The 20509-nt window shown below is 44.9% G+C and carries 19 protein-coding genes; 4 read left to right on the top strand and 15 right to left on the bottom strand.

Translation table 11 applies throughout. From position 1 onward, the window contains the following. Window positions 1–64: 64 nt before the first annotated feature. The 5 genes from hemN to AB4623_RS22735 all read right to left on the bottom strand — a co-directional run bounded on the left by hemN (window position 65) and on the right by AB4623_RS22735 (window position 4606). Window positions 65–1456 carry an oxygen-independent coproporphyrinogen III oxidase gene (gene hemN / locus AB4623_RS22755; protein WP_017060165.1) on the bottom strand — a complete coding sequence of 464 codons (1392 nt, stop codon included), beginning with the start codon at window positions 1454–1456 and terminating at the stop codon, window positions 65–67. A gap of 284 nt (window positions 1457–1740) precedes the next feature. Further along, window positions 1741–2229, bottom strand: a complete 489-nt coding sequence (locus AB4623_RS22750) for a DUF2489 domain-containing protein (protein WP_372147415.1) — start codon at window positions 2227–2229, stop codon at window positions 1741–1743. A 6-nt stretch (window positions 2230–2235) separates the two neighbouring features. After that, window positions 2236–2793, bottom strand: a complete 558-nt coding sequence (gene yihI, locus AB4623_RS22745; RefSeq protein ID WP_017060163.1) for a Der GTPase-activating protein YihI — start codon at window positions 2791–2793, stop codon at window positions 2236–2238. After that, a complete protein-coding gene (locus tag AB4623_RS22740; protein ID WP_010433503.1) occupies window positions 2793–3431 on the bottom strand; it encodes a class I SAM-dependent methyltransferase in 639 nt (212 codons plus the stop codon). The genes yihI and AB4623_RS22740 overlap by 1 nt, the downstream gene beginning before the upstream one ends. Window positions 3432–3988: 557 nt before the next feature. After that, window positions 3989–4606 carry a cytochrome c gene (locus AB4623_RS22735; protein WP_372147414.1) on the bottom strand — a complete coding sequence of 206 codons (618 nt, stop codon included), beginning with the start codon at window positions 4604–4606 and terminating at the stop codon, window positions 3989–3991. A 148-nt stretch (window positions 4607–4754) separates the two neighbouring features. Here AB4623_RS22735 and yihA point away from each other — a divergent pair, with 148 nt between their 5' ends. After that, window positions 4755–5414 (top strand): ribosome biogenesis GTP-binding protein YihA/YsxC, encoded by a 660-nt coding sequence (gene yihA / locus AB4623_RS22730; protein ID WP_017060162.1) that lies wholly within the window; start codon window positions 4755–4757, stop codon window positions 5412–5414. A 218-nt stretch (window positions 5415–5632) separates the two neighbouring features. Continuing rightward, window positions 5633–6238 carry a GTP-binding protein gene (locus AB4623_RS22725; protein ID WP_065585024.1) on the top strand — a complete coding sequence of 202 codons (606 nt, stop codon included), beginning with the start codon at window positions 5633–5635 and terminating at the stop codon, window positions 6236–6238. A 507-nt stretch (window positions 6239–6745) separates the two neighbouring features. On the opposite strand, the gene polA is transcribed toward AB4623_RS22725, so the two are convergent. From polA to hemB, 3 genes are all read right to left on the bottom strand, one after another. Beyond that, window positions 6746–9544 (bottom strand): DNA polymerase I, encoded by a 2799-nt coding sequence (gene polA, locus AB4623_RS22720; RefSeq protein ID WP_372147413.1) that lies wholly within the window; start codon window positions 9542–9544, stop codon window positions 6746–6748. Window positions 9545–10223: 679 nt separating this feature from the next. Next, window positions 10224–10658: a GNAT family N-acetyltransferase gene (locus AB4623_RS22715; protein ID WP_017063054.1), complete on the bottom strand. Its 435-nt coding sequence runs from the start codon at window positions 10656–10658 to the stop codon at window positions 10224–10226. A gap of 76 nt (window positions 10659–10734) precedes the next feature. Next, window positions 10735–11778, bottom strand: coding sequence for a porphobilinogen synthase (hemB, locus tag AB4623_RS22710; protein WP_017060158.1), 1044 nt, complete (start codon window positions 11776–11778; stop codon window positions 10735–10737). A gap of 208 nt (window positions 11779–11986) precedes the next feature. On the opposite strand from hemB, the gene AB4623_RS22705 reads away from it, so the two are divergent. Continuing rightward, window positions 11987–12748: a TatD family hydrolase gene (locus tag AB4623_RS22705; protein WP_017063053.1), complete on the top strand. Its 762-nt coding sequence runs from the start codon at window positions 11987–11989 to the stop codon at window positions 12746–12748. Window positions 12749–13036: 288 nt separating this feature from the next. On the opposite strand, the gene tatC is transcribed toward AB4623_RS22705, so the two are convergent. From tatC to rmuC, 7 genes are all read right to left on the bottom strand, one after another. Then, window positions 13037–13792: a twin-arginine translocase subunit TatC gene (tatC, locus tag AB4623_RS22700; RefSeq protein WP_017060156.1), complete on the bottom strand. Its 756-nt coding sequence runs from the start codon at window positions 13790–13792 to the stop codon at window positions 13037–13039. A 148-nt stretch (window positions 13793–13940) separates the two neighbouring features. Then, a complete protein-coding gene (gene tatB, locus AB4623_RS22695) occupies window positions 13941–14348 on the bottom strand; it encodes a Sec-independent protein translocase protein TatB (protein ID WP_017060155.1) in 408 nt (135 codons plus the stop codon). 3 nt (window positions 14349–14351) lie between these two features. Beyond that, the gene (gene tatA / locus AB4623_RS22690) at window positions 14352–14606 is read right to left on the bottom strand and encodes a Sec-independent protein translocase subunit TatA (RefSeq protein ID WP_017060154.1); all 255 of its coding nucleotides are present in this window, start codon (window positions 14604–14606) and stop codon (window positions 14352–14354) included. A 53-nt stretch (window positions 14607–14659) separates the two neighbouring features. Beyond that, complete coding sequence (ubiB, locus tag AB4623_RS22685; protein ID WP_372147412.1) at window positions 14660–16294, bottom strand: ubiquinone biosynthesis regulatory protein kinase UbiB; 1635 nt, start codon at window positions 16292–16294, stop codon at window positions 14660–14662. After that, the gene (locus tag AB4623_RS22680) at window positions 16291–16896 is read right to left on the bottom strand and encodes an SCP2 domain-containing protein (protein WP_017063051.1); all 606 of its coding nucleotides are present in this window, start codon (window positions 16894–16896) and stop codon (window positions 16291–16293) included. Before AB4623_RS22680 ends, ubiB begins: the two co-directional genes overlap by 4 nt. Window positions 16897–16994: 98 nt before the next feature. After that, complete coding sequence (gene ubiE, locus AB4623_RS22675; RefSeq protein WP_372147416.1) at window positions 16995–17774, bottom strand: bifunctional demethylmenaquinone methyltransferase/2-methoxy-6-polyprenyl-1,4-benzoquinol methylase UbiE; 780 nt, start codon at window positions 17772–17774, stop codon at window positions 16995–16997. 65 nt (window positions 17775–17839) lie between these two features. Beyond that, the gene (gene rmuC / locus AB4623_RS22670; RefSeq protein WP_372147411.1) at window positions 17840–19372 is read right to left on the bottom strand and encodes a DNA recombination protein RmuC; all 1533 of its coding nucleotides are present in this window, start codon (window positions 19370–19372) and stop codon (window positions 17840–17842) included. A gap of 138 nt (window positions 19373–19510) precedes the next feature. On the opposite strand from rmuC, the gene AB4623_RS22665 reads away from it, so the two are divergent. Continuing rightward, window positions 19511–20404, top strand: coding sequence for a DMT family transporter (locus tag AB4623_RS22665; protein ID WP_136977227.1), 894 nt, complete (start codon window positions 19511–19513; stop codon window positions 20402–20404). Window positions 20405–20509: the final 105 nt, after the last annotated feature.

Genomic DNA, 20509 nt, shown 5'->3' with positions numbered 1-20509 from the left:
CTTAAGTGAACGGCATTACAGCATGATGCTGGCATTTTTTATTGTTCTATTCTCTATCGAGCGATTAGATAACGCGAGAGAATTGCTGCTGGCGAGCCTTTGCACGTAAGTATTTATCAAAACACATACAGATGTTACGGATCAGCAAACGGCCACGCAAAGTCACGCGGATTTCTTTGTCATCCACTTCAACCAACTCATCATTGATGAAGGTTTGCAGTAGCCCTAAGTCTTCTTTGAAGTAACCATTAAAGTCTACAGAAAACTCAGACTCGATCATGGTTTTATCAAGCTTAAAGTTACAGATAAGCTGTTTAATGACCTCACGACGCACTAGGTCATCACTGTCTAATACCACACCTTTCCAAAGTGCATGACGCAGGTCATTCACCTGAGCGTAATACTTCTTCAGCTCTTTTTGGTTTTGAGCGTAAGCATCACCGACCATAGAGATAGCAGAGACACCGAAACCAATTAAGTCAGCTTCACCTTGGGTCGTGTAGCCTTGGAAGTTACGATGCAGAATACCTTCACGCTGTGCTACGGCTAGCTCATCTTCAGGTAGTGCGAAGTGATCCATACCAATGAACTGGTAACCCGCTCCCGTTAGCGTCTCGATGGTATCTTGCAAGATAGCCATTTTCTCTTTCGCTTCAGGTAGATCTTCGTCTTTAATCTTACGCTGCGCCGCAAACAGCTGAGGCATGTGTGCGTAGTTAAATACCGATAAACGGCCCGGCTTCATTTCTAACACTTGCTTCAATGTTTCAGCGAACAAAGCTTGAGTCTGCTTTGGTAGGCCGTAGATCAAATCCAGGTTAGTTGAACGGAAGCCTAGCTCTTTCGCTCGTTTAACCATCGCAATGATGAACTCTTCATCTTGCTCACGGTTAACCAGTTTCTGCACTTCTTTATTGAAGTCTTGCACGCCAATGCTCAGGCGGTTGAAGCCTTCGTTACGCAGGTGGTCAAGTACGTCTAGCTCAATCTCACGCGGGTCAACTTCAATACTGATTTCAGCGTCAGCGGTGAAGTTAAACTCTTCACGCAAAATACTCATCAAACGAGTGATTTGTGTTTTGGTCAAGAACGTTGGCGTACCACCACCGAAGTGCAATTGCGTCACTTCACGGCCATTCAATAAAGAGGCGCGTTGGCGGATTTCATGTTCAATCACATCAAGGTACTCATCCGCTTTATGCGAGTGACGAGTAATGACTTTATTACAACCACAGTAGTAACAAAGCTTGTGGCAGAACGGGATATGCACGTAAAGAGAGAGTGGACGCTCAGGATATTGAGTACACGCCATGTCGTAATCAGCGACGGTAAACGCTTCATGAAACTCCAACGCAGTTGGGTATGAGGTGTAACGAGGTCCCGAATAGTTGTACTTGTTTAAGATCTCTTGATCCCAAACGATTTGCTGATTCGTTGTTACTGGCTTGCTCGACATAGCGGTATTTCCAATTTAGATCCGCGAGAACCTTAGGTCTCTCAAATCATTTTACATACATTAAAATATAGACGGGTTATTTTGCCACACGACCTGTAAGGTCGTTCCAAGACAAAATCAATTTTTTAGACAAAAACTCAGAACTGCTAGCTTGATCACTAACAAAGCGTCGGGATTAACGAGACGCAAAAGGTAAGAAGGCTCATTTAACACTATCTATAAAGATAAGGTGTCTCAAGAACACCCTGTATTAAACAAGCCTCTATTTTAAATAGTCTTAGCGACTAGATCATCTGAATGTTGATTTGGTTGTTGAGAGGTTTAACCTTCTCTTGCAACCTTTTCAGATCTTCAATGACCACATCATTCAAGCGAGTCTCTGCCTTATGGCGCGTGAGATTCTGCTGCATGCGCTCTTTCTTCGTCAGTTCCTGTCTTGCCTCTCCGCGAGCCATATCTTTTACGATATGGTACAGCTCAGAAAGAGCAGGATACTCAGAATCAAAATCGACACGCTCATCACCCTGAACATTATCCATAATGATACACACTCGGATACTGATCTCAGGTAAGTCACATTGCCCTTGAATGCCCGCTAAGCACAAAGTATTTACGTTTTCGTAAATCGTCGCGTTACGTTTTTCAATGGCAAGTGCTTGATGCTGCTTTTGCAACTCCGTCTGCTTCTTCACTTGAAGTAGAAGGTAACCTGCGTAAGAGCCCAAGCCGAGAATGATAATTCCACCAGCAATTGCTAATAAGGTTACGTTCATTGGCTATTAACCTTTAAAGCTGTCTAAGTCGAAATCTTCGAATTGAGATAGCAAGTCTTCGTCAGAGCTTGCTTTCTTCTTAGATGCAACCGGTGCTTCTTCGAAGATCTCTTCTTCATCGTCTTCTGGTTCTAGCAGACCTAAGCGGCCCATTAGGTGTTCGATACGATCAAGTTTCTCATCAACAAACTTCTGTAGACCAGCACCTAGGTTTTCACCATTTTCGATACGATCTAGGAGTGTGTTCAGTTGAGCGTCATTCTCAAGCATCTCTAACTCTTGTTCGTTAGATAGCTTGCGCTCTTGTTTAGTCGGCTTCTTCGCTGGTTCAACGATCAGCGGAATTTTTTTCTTGCTGCCTAAACGTGGATCACGAGCTTGTGCAGCTTTACGCTGTTTTGCTTCGCTACCATCTGAGTGACGGCTGCCAGACTTAAGGCCTTTACGCTTTTTAACACGCTTACGTTCACGACCTTCAACATCAGATTCACTACGGTTACGAGTAACCATAGGCTCCGGAGCGCCAAGTGCTCCCGGCTTTCTTGATTTCTTACTACGACCCATTACTGCACTTTCCTCAGTAAAATTACATCATTTCCAAAAAATTCTAGTTCGAGCTTATCCCGCTCTGCCAAAAACTGGAATGTTTGACGACTAAAGAAGACGACATGTGTCGGGTCATTCTTGTAGTGCCAACCAGCAAACGCGTCTACGTCTATTACTAGTTTAGTCATAAGACCAATCCAGCCCTTGGGTTTAACTAAATTCAACCATTGCTGCCACACTTTGTCTGGGTGATAAAGATGCTCTATCACCTCCGTGGCAGTCATAAAGTCATACGTTTTTTCCAACACAGAGGGTTCTGGGTGGTAATAGATATCGTACAACTCCATGGTGTGTCCGGCTTCTTCTAACATAATAGATAGCGTAGGGCCTGGGCCACAACCAAAATCCAACCCGTGTGAGTTAGATGAAATTTTGTCTGTTAGTGGATCCGCGATGCGAGATAAAAAGCGGCGATAGCCTGCATCACTAGGATCGTTCTCATGGAGATCATAGTGTGCTTTTTCTTCTTTTGCTTCTAACCTTTGTTCAGGTTTAACAAATACCAGTTCACATTGCTGACACTGCAGATAGGCTCTGCGTTTGTCTTCAAAATAGTGATTCACGCCTTGGTGATGGCATAAGGGACAAGTATACATAGCACATCCTTAAACAGGGATGCGAAACATACCAGAAACTGAGTTTATAGTGGAGAGGTATTGGGTGTTTTTTCATCAAATCAATAAAAAAAGCGATAGGAAAACCTATCGCTCTCTAAATCTGCCTATATCGGCCAAAATTTGCATACTCAACTTGGTACACAAATCTCCATTTGTTATTGGTGCTTTCCATGCCAAATTTGTTTGTTGTTCATCGTCCTGATGAGTTTTGGCTATCCTTTTCTAACACCTTGTTGCTGGGCTGTCCTAGCCTGATCCATTTCTGTCTATACCGTTAGACTAGATGATCATCCATATCTAAGTCAGCTCCTAGCTGATGGCGGTTACTTTACCGTGTTACAAAAAGACTACAAGAGTGCGACTTCACACTTTTGTACACAAATCGATCACACATTGATAAATCAGACATAAACACAAAACGCATTAATAAAACCAATACAAAAGAAAACGCCCCGACCATTACTGATCGGGGCGTCTCTTCAATCTCGCTCGAACGTACATTCCTTTACTCTGGCTAAGAGCAAGAAACCGACAAATTAGTGTAAACCACCAACGTACTTCGATAAGGTATCAATATCAGCGTCTGTTAACTTTTTAGCTACATCACGCATCATCGCATTCATGTCGTTATTACGGTCACCATCGCGGAATTTTTCAAGTTGAGCCTTGATGTAATCTGCGTGCTGACCTGAAATCTTAGGGAAACCAGAAAGTTCGGTACCATTACCACGAGGGCCATGACAAGCAATACACGCCGTTACCCCGCGTTCTGCGTTACCCGCTGTGTAAAGAACCTTACCTTCATCTACTACATTTTCAGGAGTAGAGTTACTAGAGATAGATAGAGAGGCGTAGTATGCCGCTAGGTCAGCCATATCTTCTTCAGATAAAGGCATCGCCATTGCACCCATTACAGGTTCGTAACGACCTTGCTTACCACCACTTGTCATACCTAGCTTAAGCTCTTTTAACTGCTTCTCTAGATACTTCTCATGTTGACCAGCCAGCTTAGGGTACTGAGTGATCAGGCTGTTGCCGTCAGCACCGTGGCAGGCAACACATGTTTGTGATTTGGCTTTACCAGCTTCAATACTACCTTGAGCCCATACTGAGCAGCTGGCTAAAAGACTCAAAATTAGCGCTAATTTCTTCATGACATTCCATTATAATTATCAAGCTTCCAGTACCACTCTATGTTGCCACTCATGGTACAATAGGCGACCTTATGCCGAGCACGGTTATTTTACACAAATTCACAAAAAAGTAATCAATCGACTACACAAAGTCGAGATGGAGTTAACAGTGAGCGTAAAAATTCATTATCAAAACACGCATTTCATTACCAGTGCACCTGATATTCGTCATTTACCAGAAGACGAAGGGATCGAAATTGCGTTTGCAGGACGCTCCAATGCTGGTAAATCTAGCGCGCTAAATCGCGTTACAAACCAAAAAAGCTTGGCGAAAACCAGTAAAACACCCGGTCGAACTCAGCTAATCAACCTATTTAAGGTAACGGACGGTTGTCATATCGTCGATTTACCTGGATATGGCTTTGCTCAAGTACCACTTGAGATGAAGAAAAAATGGCAGAAATCGCTAGGTGAATACCTACAACGACGTGAAAGCCTGAAAGGTTTAGTGGTATTGATGGATATCCGTCACCCAATGAAAGACCTTGACCAACAAATGATCTACTGGGCTATCGATAGCCGCATCCCAGTACAGGTTTTGTTAACAAAAGCAGACAAACTGAAAAGTGGTGCGCGTAAAGCACAGCTACTGAAAATCCGTAACGATGCAAAATCTTTCGGTGGTGATGTTGCGGTTGATGTCTTCTCTTCAATGAAGGGCATCGGCGTTGACCAACTGCGTGCCAAGATGGATGAGTGGTTTGCGCCTGCGCTTGCTGATCAAATCATTGATGAGTTAGCAGACGAAGAGCACAACGACTCAGAGTAGTTCCTCTACTTATCGCTATAGGTTAGAGCACTTACAACACGTGATTTAGCCTTATCAATGCCCCTCCTTATATAGGTGGGGTATTTTTTTGCCCAAAAATGAGTGAGTTAAGCATAAGTTTTTAGTGTTAAAAATCGGATTTAGCCACTAAAACCAATAGAAGTGAACCATACTAAAAGACACATCTAAATAATCAGAACAATGAGAAAGGAATACTCATGTGGAAAACACCATTGGCCATCATTGCACTTATGTTGGTCTCACTGACAGGGTTTGCCTCTGAAGCAGAACAAGAACAAGAACAAGCCCCACTGATCAATGTCGATATGACCTTAGACCTCGATGGCATGGAAAAGTACGCCCAAGACGCGAGTGAGTCTCTTGAGGTGATATCGCAATCTTTGCAAGCGATAGTCAACAACCCCAACCTAAGCGACGACCAGCAACAAGCCCTCAATCAAACGGTTGAAAGTATCAATAAGCTTGCGAGCTCCACCAAGACATCACTCAATCAACTGCCACAAGCCTTAGACCAATCTCGACTCGCCTTTAAACAAACCAGCCAAGTGCTGTTGGATGATATTCAGACTAAGATCATCATTGCGCTGGCGGCCGTTATCGCCGTCATTATTATCGCTTTGACCGCTATCTATCTGCTTATCCTGAAACCAATGCAGCAAACCTTGGTAAAAGCGACCAACAATATCTCTTCGATGGCGCAATCCATCCAGATCACCGCCGAAGCTCTGAAATATAGCACCGAGAAACAACAGAAAATCATGGATTACATTGAGCATTCACCGACTCAATACACTGATAAATAAGGCGTGAGCCATCAATCCTTTATCGATAACTTGTAAAATAAAAGTTATTTCAAGTGATAAAACAATCGACTTAGAGACGGATTTAAATTACCAAAATCTGATCGAATTCCAGATCTAAGGCAAATCAGGGGTTTATCACTGTGCTTGAGAAAGTGTAATAAAAGGCACTAAAAATGAGAGGTTTTACGGGGTAATTGCAGGGTGGAAATATTTTTCTTTCGCACAAGAAAAAACGCCCCAGTCAAATACTGACTGGGGCGGCTGAATCAGCCTAATCCAATAACGTGAAACAAAAGGTCTGAAAGATAGAACATCTTACCTCTGTACCCTACGAGATTTAATGTACAACAATTGCTCAGAAATGAAAACAACTTTTGTAGTTTTTTTTCATGAATGTTTTATTAAAACACCTAAATTCTTATTACGACTTAACTTTATTTGAGACAAAAAAAAGCCAGTGTTTGTGCACTGGCTCATACTAATTTGCTTATTAAGGTCAAAAACTGATTAGTGGGCTTGATCCCAGTTGTCACCGTGGCCAGCTTCCGCGACAAGCGGCACTTCTAGCTCTGCAGCGGATTCCATCAATTCTTGTACTTTACTTTCAATTTCGGCTAAAGATGACTCTTCCACTTCAAACACCAATTCATCGTGTACCTGCATAAGCAGTTTTACACGACCATCGCCTTCCGCTTGAATCCACTCATCCACCAACAACATCGCTTTCTTAATGATGTCCGCTGCTGTGCCTTGCATTGGCGCATTGATCGCCGCGCGTTCAGCAGCTTTACGACGCATGCCATTACGAGATTGAATCTCAGGAAGGTGCAGTCGACGACCGTAAATGGTTTCAACGAAGCCTTGCTCTGAAGCAGCACTGCGCGTGTCTTCCATATACTGCATTACGCCAGGGTAACGCTCGAAGTAAGTGTCCATGTAGTGCTGTGCTTCGCCACGAGGAATACCCAGTTGCTTAGCCAAGCCAAAGGCACTCATACCGTAGATAAGACCGAAGTTAACGGCTTTAGCACGACGACGTTGTTCAGTGGTCACACTCTCAATATCAACACCAATGATCTCAGCAGCCGTTGCCGCGTGGATATCTTTGCCTTGTTGGAATGCTTCCAGAAGCGCTTTATCACCCGAAAGGTGCGCCATGATACGCAATTCAATTTGAGAGTAATCGACCGCTAGAATCTTCCAACCATGTTGTGCAACGAATGCTTGGCGGATACGACGGCCTTCTTCATTACGAATTGGGATGTTCTGCAGGTTTGGATCTGTTGAAGACAATCGACCCGTTGCTGTCACCGCTTGGTGATAAGACGTATGAACACGACCCGTTTCAGCGTTGATCATCTTCGGTAGTTTATCTGTGTAGGTCGACTTTAGTTTCGCAAGGCCACGATACTCAATAATCAGCTTAGGTAGCGGGTAATCAAGAGCCAACTCTTGCAGCACTTCTTCGTTGGTTGAAGGTGCACCTGATGGCGTTTTCTTGATAACAGGCAGACCCATTTTCTCAAACAGGATCGCTTGCAGCTGTTTTGGCGAGTTCATGTTGAACTCTTGCTCTGCAATCTCGTAGGCTTTCTGTTCTAGCTCATCCAATCGAACCGCAATCTCTTGCGATTGAGCGCCCAGCAACATGTCATCGATGAATACGCCGGTACGTTCAATGCGAGACATTACAGGGATCAGTGGTACTTCGATTTCTTCATAGATGGCTTTTAGCTTTTCATCTTGCTCAATGTTTTCCATCAAACGGTTATGAAGACGTAGTGTCACGTCAGCATCTTCTGCTGCGTATGGAGACGCTTCTCCCAGCTCAATCTGGTTGAAAGTAAGCTGTTTCTTACCTTTACCTGCGATTTGCTCAAATGAGATGCAGCTGTGCTGAAGGAAACGCAGCGCTAGGCTATCCATATCATGCTTGCCGCCAACGCTATTAAAAACATAAGACGCTAGCATGGTGTCGTGCTTGATGCCTTTCATCTCGATACCGTAGCGCGCTAAAACGCTCATATCGTACTTCAGGTTTTGACCGACTTTAGCCTGTGCGTCATCTTCAAGAATCGGCTTAAGCTGTTCAAGTACCCAATCACGATCCAGTTGTTGAGGTGCATCTAAGTAGTCATGAGCAACCGGTACGTAAGCGGCAACGCCTTCTTCAGTTGCGAATGATAGACCAACAAGGTTAGCCACCATGTAGTCCAAGCTATCCGTTTCAGTATCAAAGGCAAACACCTCTGACGCTTTCAGTTTCTCTAGCCACGCATTAAAAGAGGCTTCATCTAGGATGGTTTCGTAGTTGCTGCGATCAATCGTCACTGCAGAGGTGTTCATTTCTACAGTAGATGTAGTTGATGCCTCGCTGCTACGCACTGCACCCGACTTCTCATCCGCCTCAACCACACCGCTGCCGCCTTCAAGTAGCTCGTTCAACCAAGATTTGAAGACCAGTTGACCGTATAGCTTAATCAGCTCATCCGTATTTGGTTGTGCTTTTACAAGCGACTCAGGTGTCTCTTCTAACTCGACGTCCAGTTTGATCGTTGCAAGCTCGTAAGACATCTCAGCGTTGTCTTTATTATCAATCAGCTTCTTAGCCATGGTTTTTGAACCACGGAAGCCAAGAGCGGCAATATCATCCAGGTTTTGATACAGCTTTTCGATGCTACCAATGCCTTGTAGTAGAGCAGTTGCTGTTTTGTCACCAACACCTGGAACGCCAGGAATGTTATCCACTTTATCGCCCATCAGTGCAAGGTAGTCGATAATCAGCTCAGGTGGGATGCCAAACTTCTCTATCACGCCTTCGCGATCCATAACCACGTTGGTCATGGTGTTGATCAAAGTAACGTTGTCATCAACCAGCTGCGCCATATCTTTATCGCCAGTACTGATCAAAACCGGCATGCCCGCTTTAGATGCTTGAGAAGCTAGCGTGCCAATCACATCATCCGCTTCAACGCCTGGGATCGAGATAAGTGGTAGACCCATTGCGCGAATCACGTTGTGCAAAGGTTCGATCTGACAACGTAGATCATCCGGCATAGGTGGACGATTAGCCTTGTACTCTGGGTACATGTCATCACGGAACGTCTTTCCTTTTGCATCAAAAATTACCGCAATACGATCAGAAGCAAATTGACGCATCATGCTGCGCAGCATGTTAACTACACCGTAAACAGCGTTAGTTGGGATATCACCATTGCTCATTGTGCCAGGGTAAGCATGGAACGCGCGATATAGGTAAGAAGAGCCATCGATCAGAATCAATGGATTATCAGGAATACGAGCCATAATGTTTGTGTATCCAGTAAGTACAGAAATTATCTGTTAAGAATGCCACGTCTGTTGGTTGGATTCCACGTTGTCGATCTGTATCCGTTCACTCGGTTGTGTTCGTTATAATCGATTTGTTGTTATTTTTTGTTCTTAGACGCAAGCGTTCTGTGGATAACTCTGTTTATATTATTTATCCACCCTGTTGAGAACTACGGTGAACAACTCAAAAAACATCAATAAACAACTGAAAATAAAGAATAATTTTACAGATCGAACAGATGATCAACGATCTTTTCTCGATCTTGCGTTGTGGAAAAGAATGCTGATGGCGTTTTATTCATAAAAATACGTGCCACTAAATATGCATCTTGTTGAAATGGTAGGTATAAAAAAAGCGACACCCGAAGATGTCGCCTAGCAAAAACCGGTAAAGCCATTCAAATTGAATACCACAGCTTTACCTAAAAGCTATAAATTACACTGGAAGCAATGTGAGCAATGTCGTGTCAAAAAGAACTTAGTACAAGTTCGCGAGAATTCTGTTGGGTAACCAAGTAGATACTTGAGTACTTAACATCCTTGTGAACATTTCCTCATTCCCTAAGACGAAGTTAATAATAATGATTCTCATTTAATAGTCAACAATTAAATGATAATAAATCTCATTTGATTTATAAACCGTTAACAGCAGTGCTTAAATTTGCTTCAAAAAATGGATTCTATGGTCATTAATGTCTTCTTTTTCTTCAAATCTTTCGATTAGGTAACCGTTTCTCAATAACAGGCGCAACATTGCAGGGAACTGGTTACGAGACTTAACCTTTAACTGTCTGTAGCCCTGCTCTTTCGCCCACTGTTCCTGAACGTCTAATTGCGCCTGTGCAACGCCTTTGTTCCTCGCGAGCGGTGACACGCCACCAAACCAGCTGTAAAAAGTATCTTGATCCAATTCATAGCCGATCTTAAAGCCAAGCAACACGCCAGCTTCTTCAGCCACTAAGATAAGGCTCTTTTTCCCTGCCAGCCGCTCTGACAGAGAAGCGACACTCTCTTTTTTAGCGAACTCAGAGATCTGCTCGACCACAGACACCACTTCTTCTAAAGAACCTTCACGTACGACAACTGACATCTTATTCATCCTTATAAACGAAAGGGCTGGCACAATGGCCAACCCTTTACTGATCACTTAAGTGAGATCTACACGGTTACTTTTCTTTTAAATGCTCAGCAGCTTGTGCGTTATCTTCAGCAAGCCACTCTGCGACATCTTTAGCGAAGTAAGTAAGAATGCCATCAGCGCCAGCACGCTTAAAGCACAACAGTGATTCCATGACGGTTTCGCGCTCTTTCAGCCAGCCGTTTTGAATCGCCGCTTTGTGCATCGCGTATTCACCAGATACTTGGTAAGCAAACGTAGGCGCTTGCAGTTCGTGCTTAACACGACGAACAATATCAAGGTAAGGCATGCCTGGTTTCACCATCACCATGTCCGCACCTTCATTAAGATCCATCGCGACTTCATGAATCGCTTCATCGCTGTTGGCTGGATCCATCTGGTAGTTCTTCTTGTTACCACCTTTCAGGTTCGAAGCACTGCCAACTGCATCGCGGAATGGGCCGTAGTAGCACGATGCATATTTTGCAGAGTACGCCATAATCTGAGTATGAATATGGCCCGCTTCTTCTAACGCTTCACGGATCTTACCAATGCGACCATCCATCATATCCGATGGGGCAACTACGTCAGCACCCGCTTCAGCGTGTGATAATGCTTGCTTGATCAAGACTTCAGTCGTCTCGTCATTCATCACGTAACCATCTTCATCGATGATGCCGTCTTGGCCGTGAGTGGTGAACGGGTCTAGTGCTACGTCAGTAATAACGCCAATGTTTGGCACATGCTCTTTTAGTAAACGTACAGCGCGCTGCACCAAACCTTCTGAGTTATGAGCTTCAGCTGCGCATAAACTTTTAGCATCTTGGTTCACGACTGGAAATAGAGCAATCGCAGGAACACCCAGCTTTGACAGGTAATCTGCTTCCTCAAGCATGTAGTCGATCGACAAGCGTTCAACACCTGGCATTGACTCGACAGGCTCGCGGCGGTCTTTACCCATCAGGATAAACATTGGGTAGATTAGATCATCCACAGACAATTGATTTTCTGCCATTAGGCGACGGCTAAAGTCGTGCTTACGCATACGGCGCATACGGCGACCTGGGAATTGACCTTGAATTGAAACAGACACTAGATTCTCCTTGCCTAGTCTAAGCACCGAAATACTTAGATATGAAAAGTGCTAAATACAGGCAAAAGCATATCACTGATGGCTCAGGACGCTAGCAGTAAAATATGAAACCCACTCAAAAATAGGGATAAATGGCAAAAAATGACCTTCTCCTCACACTGCCGTATACTCATGACAACTCAGTAAAGACCGCTTTCAGGACAAAACAATGATCGACACCCATGCTCATATTTACGCTAGTGAATTCGATGAAGACCGCGAACAAGTTGTGCAGCGCGCACTGGCTCAAGGGATTGATACCATTCTATTGCCGAACATCGATTTAGAATCTATCGAACCAATGTTAGCAACGGAAGCGCAGTTTCCTGATGTGTGCCGTTCAATGATGGGCTTACACCCTTGTTATGTGGATGCGAATATCGAGCAAACCCTCAAAACCATTCGAGCTTGGTTTGATAAGCATGACTTTATCGCCGTGGGTGAGATTGGTATCGACTTGTACTGGGATAAAACCTTCAAGGCTGAACAAGAGATGGCGTTTGTGACTCAACTGCAGTGGGCAAAAGAGCTTGATCTACCTGTGGTGATCCACACTCGTGATTCCATTGAAGAGACACTTGCCCTACTTCGTAAAGAACAAGATGGCAGCTTACGCGGGGTATTCCACTGCTTTGGTAGCAGCTTAGAGGAAGCTCAAGCGATCAACGAGCTAGGCTTTCATTTAGGTTTAGGCGGCGTTTCGACCTTTAAGAACTCTGGGATGGACAAGGTGATCCCACATCTCGATATGGATTACGTCATTCTAGAGACAGATTGCCCATACTTGGCACCAACACCGAATCGCGGTAAACGCAATGAACCAGCCTACACAGAATTAGTAGCAAAACGCATCGCCGAATTACGCGGAATTACCCTTGAAGAAGTCGAAAACATAACCACCAAAAATGCTAAGGCATTGTTTAATTTATGACAAATCTATTAATAAGTAATTATTACGGATTTTTCCTGAATTTATTTGAGAAAGCTAAGTGACATGTATAGTATCAACCACCTGCATATGGAGATAGTTGATTATGTGTGACCATTCACAACACTTACAACGTCAACATCGAACCCTATGGCATAAAATTTTGGGCATCAAAGAGCTCTATATATGTCAGAACTGTGGCTATCAGTTAAAGATTCGATAAACAGACATAATAAAAAAGCGGCCCTAGGCCGCTTTTTTATTATGTGATTTTTACTGAAGCATTCCGAATCAAGATTCAGCTTCTTCCTCTTCATCCGCATCTGGCTTACGTGTATAAAAGCGTGCGAAAAACAGACCAATCTCAAACAAAATACACATTGGAATCGCCAACAGTGTTTGCGAGATCATATCTGGTGGTGTCAGCATCATACCGATGATGAAAGCACCCACCACAATGTAAGGACGCTTTTCAGACAGAGATTGAGGCGTTGTTGCCCCCGTCCAACACAACAAGATAATCGCAACAGGCACTTCAAAGGCAATACCAAAAGCAAAGAACAGCGCGAGCACAAAATCAAGGTAACTCGATATGTCGGTTGCGAACTCTACTCCCCCTAATGATATGGCCGTAAAAAAGCCAAATACCAACGGGAATACAATAAAGTAAGCGAACGCCACACCACAGTAAAACAGCAATGAACTTGAAGCCAATAGCGGCATGATCAAGCGTTTTTCATGCTTGTATAAACCCGGAGCAACAAAAGCCCACACCTGATACAAAATAAACGGAACCGCGAGGAATATAGACGCGATCAAGGTTAATTTCAGCGGTGTGAAAAATGGCGATGCAACATCGGTTGCGATCATCGTCGCCCCTTCCGGTAGACGATCTACCAAAGGTGCTGATACGAATTCATAAATATCATTAGCAAAATAAATTAGCCCGACAAATATCACTAGCACCGCGACAATCGCACGTAGTAGGCGATTACGTAGTTCTAGAAGGTGGCTAATTAAAGGCTGTGTCTGCTCAGTCGAAGACATGTCAAACCTCTTAAACAGGAAGATCGAAAAGGAGCCGCGCGTGTATCTATCCAGTTGAATTGGTATCCACTTGAATAGTTATTTACTTGAATAGATATCTATTTAAACATCTAGCGAATCAAGTATCCGGCGACTCCTCCTTGCGAGACTATTCGGCTTTCTTATCTGACGGTGCTGAAGCTTCGCTGTTGACCTGAATGGTTTCAGATTCCACAGTTTCCATGACACTAGGTTTAGTCTCACTTGGCTTATCAGACTCAGGCTTAGCATACGGACGTTGAACCTCAGCAGCGGCCTGCTTGAGTTCATCGACTGACGCTTTAAGGTCTGGAGATAAATCTTCCATACCCATTTTTTCCGCCTTGCGTAGGTTTTCTTGCAGCTCTTGCACCTTAAGCTCATGAGAAAGTTCATCTTTCACACTGTTTGCCATGCTTTTCGCTTGTCCAACAAACTTGGAAATACTGCGAATCGCCACGGGCAAACGCTCAGGCCCTAAAACCACTAACCCAACGACAGATATTAATACCAGTTCCCAAAAACCGATATCAAACACGATTTACGCCTGCTCTTTGTCTTTCTTTGTTTCAGCAGTTGTTTCAGCGTGAGCTTCTGTCTTCTGCTGTTCAATATTCTTTGGTTCGAAGTCTGCATCTTTCTTATCTGCAGGCTTGTCTTCATCGCTCATCGCTTTTTTGAAGCCTTTAACCGCTGAACCTAAGTCACCACCCATACCGCGCAGTTTCTTTGTTCCGAATAGCAAAATTACAATTACAGCAATGATTAGAAGTTGCCAAATACTGATACCACCCATTGTCATTGTCCTCGGGTCTGTCTACACATAAAAATATTAAGAGAGTCTACTGTCTAACGACGGTAAGCTCGCCAACTAAGCAACCAAAATGTGACACCTGCGATGCCACAGCCCATAGATAGCTGCTCATAAGGGCTTGAAACTAATATTGCGGAGCATACGACTAAAGTGGCTCCAACGCCAAACAAAAACTTTCCAGTTGCTTGCTGACGCTTACTATCTCGGTAACCTTGATAAAGCTGATCCATTCTGTGGTTCATCGCTTTACCTTGGCGCAAGCTGTCATAAAGTAGCTCTGGCAGCTCTGGCAGTTTTTCTGCCCAGAATGGCGCACGCTCTTTTACTGCGTTGATCACAGCTTGCGGCCCCACCTGATTCATCATCCAGGTTTCAAGGAAAGGCTTGGCGGTTGCCCACAAATCAAGTTGCGGATACAACTGACGACCTAGGCCTTCGACATACAACAAGGTCTTCTGTAGAAGTACCAACTGAGGCTGAACCTCCATGTTGAAACGTCTTGCTGTATTAAATAAGTTTAGCAACACATGGCCAAATGAGATCTCGCCAAGTGGTTTTGCAAAGATTGGCTCACACACCATACGGATCGCGAACTCAAAATCATTGACGTTAGTGTCGTGTGGCACCCACCCCGAATCAACGTGTAGCTCAGCAACTTTACGGTAATCTCGATTGAAGAAAGCCAACAAGTTCTCTGCTAAATAGCGCTTATCTTCGCTCTTGAGCGTACCAACAATGCCACAATCCAAACCAATCCACTGAGGGTTATCTGGATTCTCTGGGTTAACAAATACGTTGCCCGGGTGCATGTCTGCATGGAAAAAGCTATCTCGGAATACTTGGGTGAAGAATACCGTCACACCGCGTTCCGCGAGCAATTTCATGTTGGTGCCGTTGGCTTCTAGCGTCTCAATATCGGAGACTTGAATACCATAGATTCGCTCTGACACCATCAGGGTTTCGCTGCTTAGATCAGGGATAACCTCTGGAACATACAGCTCTTCACTGCCTTCAAAATTACGTCGCAGTTGAATGGCATTGGCCGCCTCACGGCGCAGGTCGAGTTCATCAAGTAACGTTTTCTCGTACTCGTGAACCACTTCAACCGGTTTCAAACGACGTGCTTCAGGAAGCGACTTAGCGACTATACGCGCCATTCGGTGCATCAGTTTTAGATCTGCGTCAATCACCGGGCGAATATCAGGTCGAATTACCTTCAGAACAATCTCACGACCGCTCTCTTTAAGCTTTGCGGTATGCACCTGAGCGATAGAAGCAGAAGCCAGTGGCTCGATATCAAAGTCGGTAAACCAGTTGTCTAAACTGCCACCCAACGCCTTTTCCATATCTTGCTTCGCCAGTTGACCATCAAACGGCGCAACTTGGTCTTGCAACAACGCCAACTGATCGGCGATATGAGGAGGGAACAGATCACGACGTGTCGACATCATCTGTCCAAACTTGATCCACACTGGACCAAGTTCTTGCAGCGCAAGGCGCAAGCGATGACCCAACTCTTTATCTTGATGCTTGTTCTTAAGCCAAAACAGTGACTTTCGCGCCAACAAAGGAGCTTTAGTCAGTTGGTGTTCCGGCATCAACTCATCAAGGCCGTATTCCAACTGTACCTTGATAATATGATAAAGACGTTTCAGTTCTGCTGGGGTCATGCTTTCTCCAACAGAGCGTTCAACTTAGCTTCAAGACGAGCAGCGGAGCTTTTTACGTCATCAACTTGGTCGCAAAAGTGCGCAACTTCTAACGGTGCAGGTGCGATCTTCCACTCTTCAGTCAGAACTTGAGCAACATGATTTTGATGCTTAGTTGCCTGTTTTGCTACAAAGCCACCGACGTTTTTAACGCCTTGCACCAAGGTATGCGCAACCACATCACCCGTTACGCGCGATAACCACTCTTCCAAATCAGGCTTGCAGTCTGTCATCAGTTGAGCGAATTTCTGAGCCAGTTGAATATCACCTTCTAAGATCAGCTTATCTTGCTTGATCAGCTTGGTGATGTTCGATTGCTCACGCAGTTCAGGTAACACCGATAGGTTCAAAGATAGGTAGCAGTCAGGCTGCCCTTCGTATTCTGACAACACATCAATCTGTTGGCTGAAAACGAAAGTGAGTGTTTTATTCAACTCTTTCAAATTGACTTGAATGATCTGCCCCTTTAAACGAGACAAACGACGAACCAGTGCTGGATCATCGTTCACGAAAGTATTTAAAGAGGTTTCAATAACCGCGGTTACCAATGGATCAAATGGCATGACTGTCCTTACCTTTGAAAACGGATAAGCCTTAACCTATCCGTTCTATCTTTATTCTTATTGTTTAGCACGCTCAGCGAGCCTGCTACCAAGCTCGACTAGAACTTGTAACCGCGGTGCAGCGCAACAATGCCGCCCGTTAGGTTGAAGTATTTTGTATTTTCAAAGCCCGCTTCTTGCATCATGCCTTCCAAAGTCTCTTGATTTGGGTGCATACGAATAGATTCTGCAAGGTAACGGTAGCTGTCTGCATCGTTAGCAATCAACTCACCCATTTTTGGCAACAGGTGGAAAGAGTATGCGTCGTAAACCTTTGATAGTGGCTCAAGCACTGGCTTAGAAAACTCAAGAATCAACAGACGGCCACCCGGCTTAAGTACGCGGTACATAGAACGCAGCGCTTGGTCTTTATCGGTTACGTTACGCAGACAGAAGCTGATCGTAATGCAATCGAAGTAGTTATCTGGGAATGGCAACTCTTCAGCGTTCGCTTGTACGTAGTGTACGTTGCCAACAATGCCGCTATCACGCAGCTTATCACGGCCAACATTCAGCATTGAGTTGTTGATATCAGCAAGAACCACGTGGCCTTTTTCACCAACGATACGCGAGAATTTCGCAGTAAGGTCGCCAGTACCACCACCAAGATCTAGGATACGCTGACCAGGGCGAACGCCACTGCAATCAATCGTGAATCGCTTCCACAAGCGGTGAACACCACCCGACATTAAGTCATTCATGATGTCGTATTTAGCGGCTACAGAGTGAAATACCTCTGCTACTTTCGCGACTTTTTCGTCTTTCGCGACTGTTTCGAAACCAAAGTGTGTGGTTTCTGACTCTACTGCTGAATTTGTCTGCACGCTTGTGTCCATAATGCTGTTATCTACCATGGTAAGTTCTCATCGACAGCACGCTCCGTGTTTAGAGGCGCTGCGGCCGATTAGTTTACTTTATCCTCAGCGGGTTGTCTTTCTACTAAGGAGGCATTTTCTGAAAAAGCCTCATTTTGCGCCATTTCGGCCAAACCAATCGAGATCGGTTTCTTCACTTCAACACCCAATTGCTTGAAGCTTTCGGCCTGACGAATCACGTTGCCTCGCCCTGTGACTAGCTTATTCATCGCCCCTTGATAACTTTGGTTTGCTCTATCAAGTGAGCTGCCAAGGCCTTCCATATCATCAACAAACAGGCGCAGCTTGTCGTAAAGCTTGCTCGCACGTTCTGCGATAACCTGTGCGTTCTGGTTCTGTCTGTCGTTACGCCACAGGTTATCAATGGTACGCAGTGCCACCAGCAAAGTGGTTGGGCTGACCAAGATGATATTTTGCTCCATCGCGTCTTTCACCAAGCTAGGATCCGCCTGAATCGCCACTTGGAATGCTGGTTCAACCGGGATAAACATCAACACGTAATCCAGACTCTGTATGCCTTTGAGCTGATGATAATCTTTCTGGCTCAAGCCTTTGATGTGCGCTCGCAGTGACACCAAGTGATCGCGCAATGCAGCATCGCGTTGCTGATCGGTTTCGGCATTGAAATAGCGTTCAAATGCCACCAGCGCCATTTTTGAATCGACCACCACTTGCTTGTCTTGTGGCAGATGCACAATCACATCCGGTTGATAACGCTTGCCCGCATCGTTTTGCAGGTTCACTTGCGTTTGGTATTCGTGGCCTTCGCGCAGTCCTGATTCAGCAAGCACGCGAGCCAGCACCACCTCGCCCCAGTTACCTTGTTGTTTGTTGTCACCCTTTAGCGCTTGAGTCAGGTTCACCGCTTCACGCGTCATACTCTCATTAAGACGCTGCAGGTTTTTAAGCTCATGCACCAAAGTATGACGCTCTTTGGCTTCTTGGCTGAAGCTGTCGTTAACCTGCTTTTTAAAACCTTCTAGCTGTTCTCTCAAAGGTGACAACAAACCTTCTAGGCTCTGCTTGTTCTGCTGATCAACCTTGGCGGTTTTGGTTTCAAACAGTTGGTTCGCTAACAATTCAAACTGCTGCTTAAGTCGTGATTCAGCTTGCTCTAGCAACTGCAGCTTTTCGCTATTGGCGAGGTTTTCTTGGTCATGCCTTGCTTCTTGCTCGCGCAGCTCGGCTTCTAATTCAGACTTATGATCTTTAAGCACATTGATCTCATCAGCGTACTGCTGGCGCTCTTGCTTTACCGCCTCAAAGTAGCGCAGTTTTTCCATTGCAGCCATCACCTTACCGTGCGCCTGCTTGAGCTCGAATGCCGCTTTGTCTCGGTCATCATCTAACTCATCGAGCTCTTGTTGCGCCTCTGCGAGTGATGCTTTGAGCTGAGCTTGCTGAGATTCATGCAACAAACGATCGGACTCTAGCTGCTGCTCGAGCAATCGCTGCTGAAAAGAGAGCTTCTGTTTAACCCACCAACCCACGACGCCGCCACTGACGAGTGCGCCAGAAATTGCAGCAATAAGCGTTGCCTGATGTTCGATAATCCATTGCATGATAATGATTTAGCCTAATTGGAAATAACTCATTAAATGGTATTTTGATACTGGATAAATGTCCAGTTTGCCGTATTAAAATTCGACAGATAGACTAAGCGCTCCGTATTAAGTCCCACCCTATTAGAATGAGTTGCCATGAACGAACGTCGTGCCTTGGGCTTTGGCCTTTCCGCAGTACTGCTGTGGTCAACAGTTGCTACTGCTTTTAAGCTGACCCTTGCTGAGTTTTCACCGATTCAAATGCTGACCATTGCCAGCATAGTGTCATCGATGGCACTGATCGCCATCTGCGCCTTTCAAGGCAAGCTTTCTCAGCTGAGTACTACGTTCCTTTCAAACCCTTGGTATTACCTACTGCTCGGCTTGGTCAATCCACTGGCCTACTACCTGATTCTATTCAAAGCATACGACCTATTGCCAGCATCTCAAGCGCAGGCCATCAACTACAGTTGGGCAATTACGCTAACCTTGATGGCGGCGGTTTTTCTCGGACAAAAGATTCGTAAGCAAGATTGGATTGCTTGTACCTTCAGTTATGCGGGTGTGGTGGTCATTGCCACCAAAGGCGATGTGCTAGGAATGCAGTTCGATAGTCCACTTGGTGTGGCTCTGGCGCTACTTTCAACCTTGCTTTGGGCGGGATACTGGATTCTAAACACCAAAAACAAGGCTGACCCTGTGATTGGCGTATTGCTTGGTTTCTTAGTGGCATTGCCCTTCGCGATCGGTTTAACCATTTACGAAGGCGAGAGCTTTAGCCAAATCACAGCAAAAGGTTGGATGGCTGTGACTTACGTAGGCCTGTTTGAGATGGGCATTACCTTTGTCTTATGGCTATCAGCACTGAAGCTGACCAACAACACAGCGCGTATCAGCAATCTGATTTTTGCGTCACCGTTTATCTCGTTGATGCTACTTTCCACTATTATCGGCGAAGAGATTCACCCAGCGACCCTGTTTGGCTTGGTACTGATCATTGCTGGCTTAGTGATTCAACAGATCAAGTTTTCAAAAAACAAACCGGCGTAAATAAGAGCTAAAAGATTCAATTGAGCACGAAAAGCTATCGATAAAGTCGAATCTAGAGCTAGAGCACAATGTTAGATACAAAAATGGCGAGTCCTATGACTCGCC

It is taken from the genome of Vibrio sp. 10N.222.52.C12 (genome assembly GCF_041474215.1).
GTDB classification, from domain to species: domain Bacteria; phylum Pseudomonadota; class Gammaproteobacteria; order Enterobacterales; family Vibrionaceae; genus Vibrio; species Vibrio crassostreae_C.
Note: the sequence above shows the minus strand (reverse complement) of the source record. Positions and strands in the feature narration are given on the sequence as shown.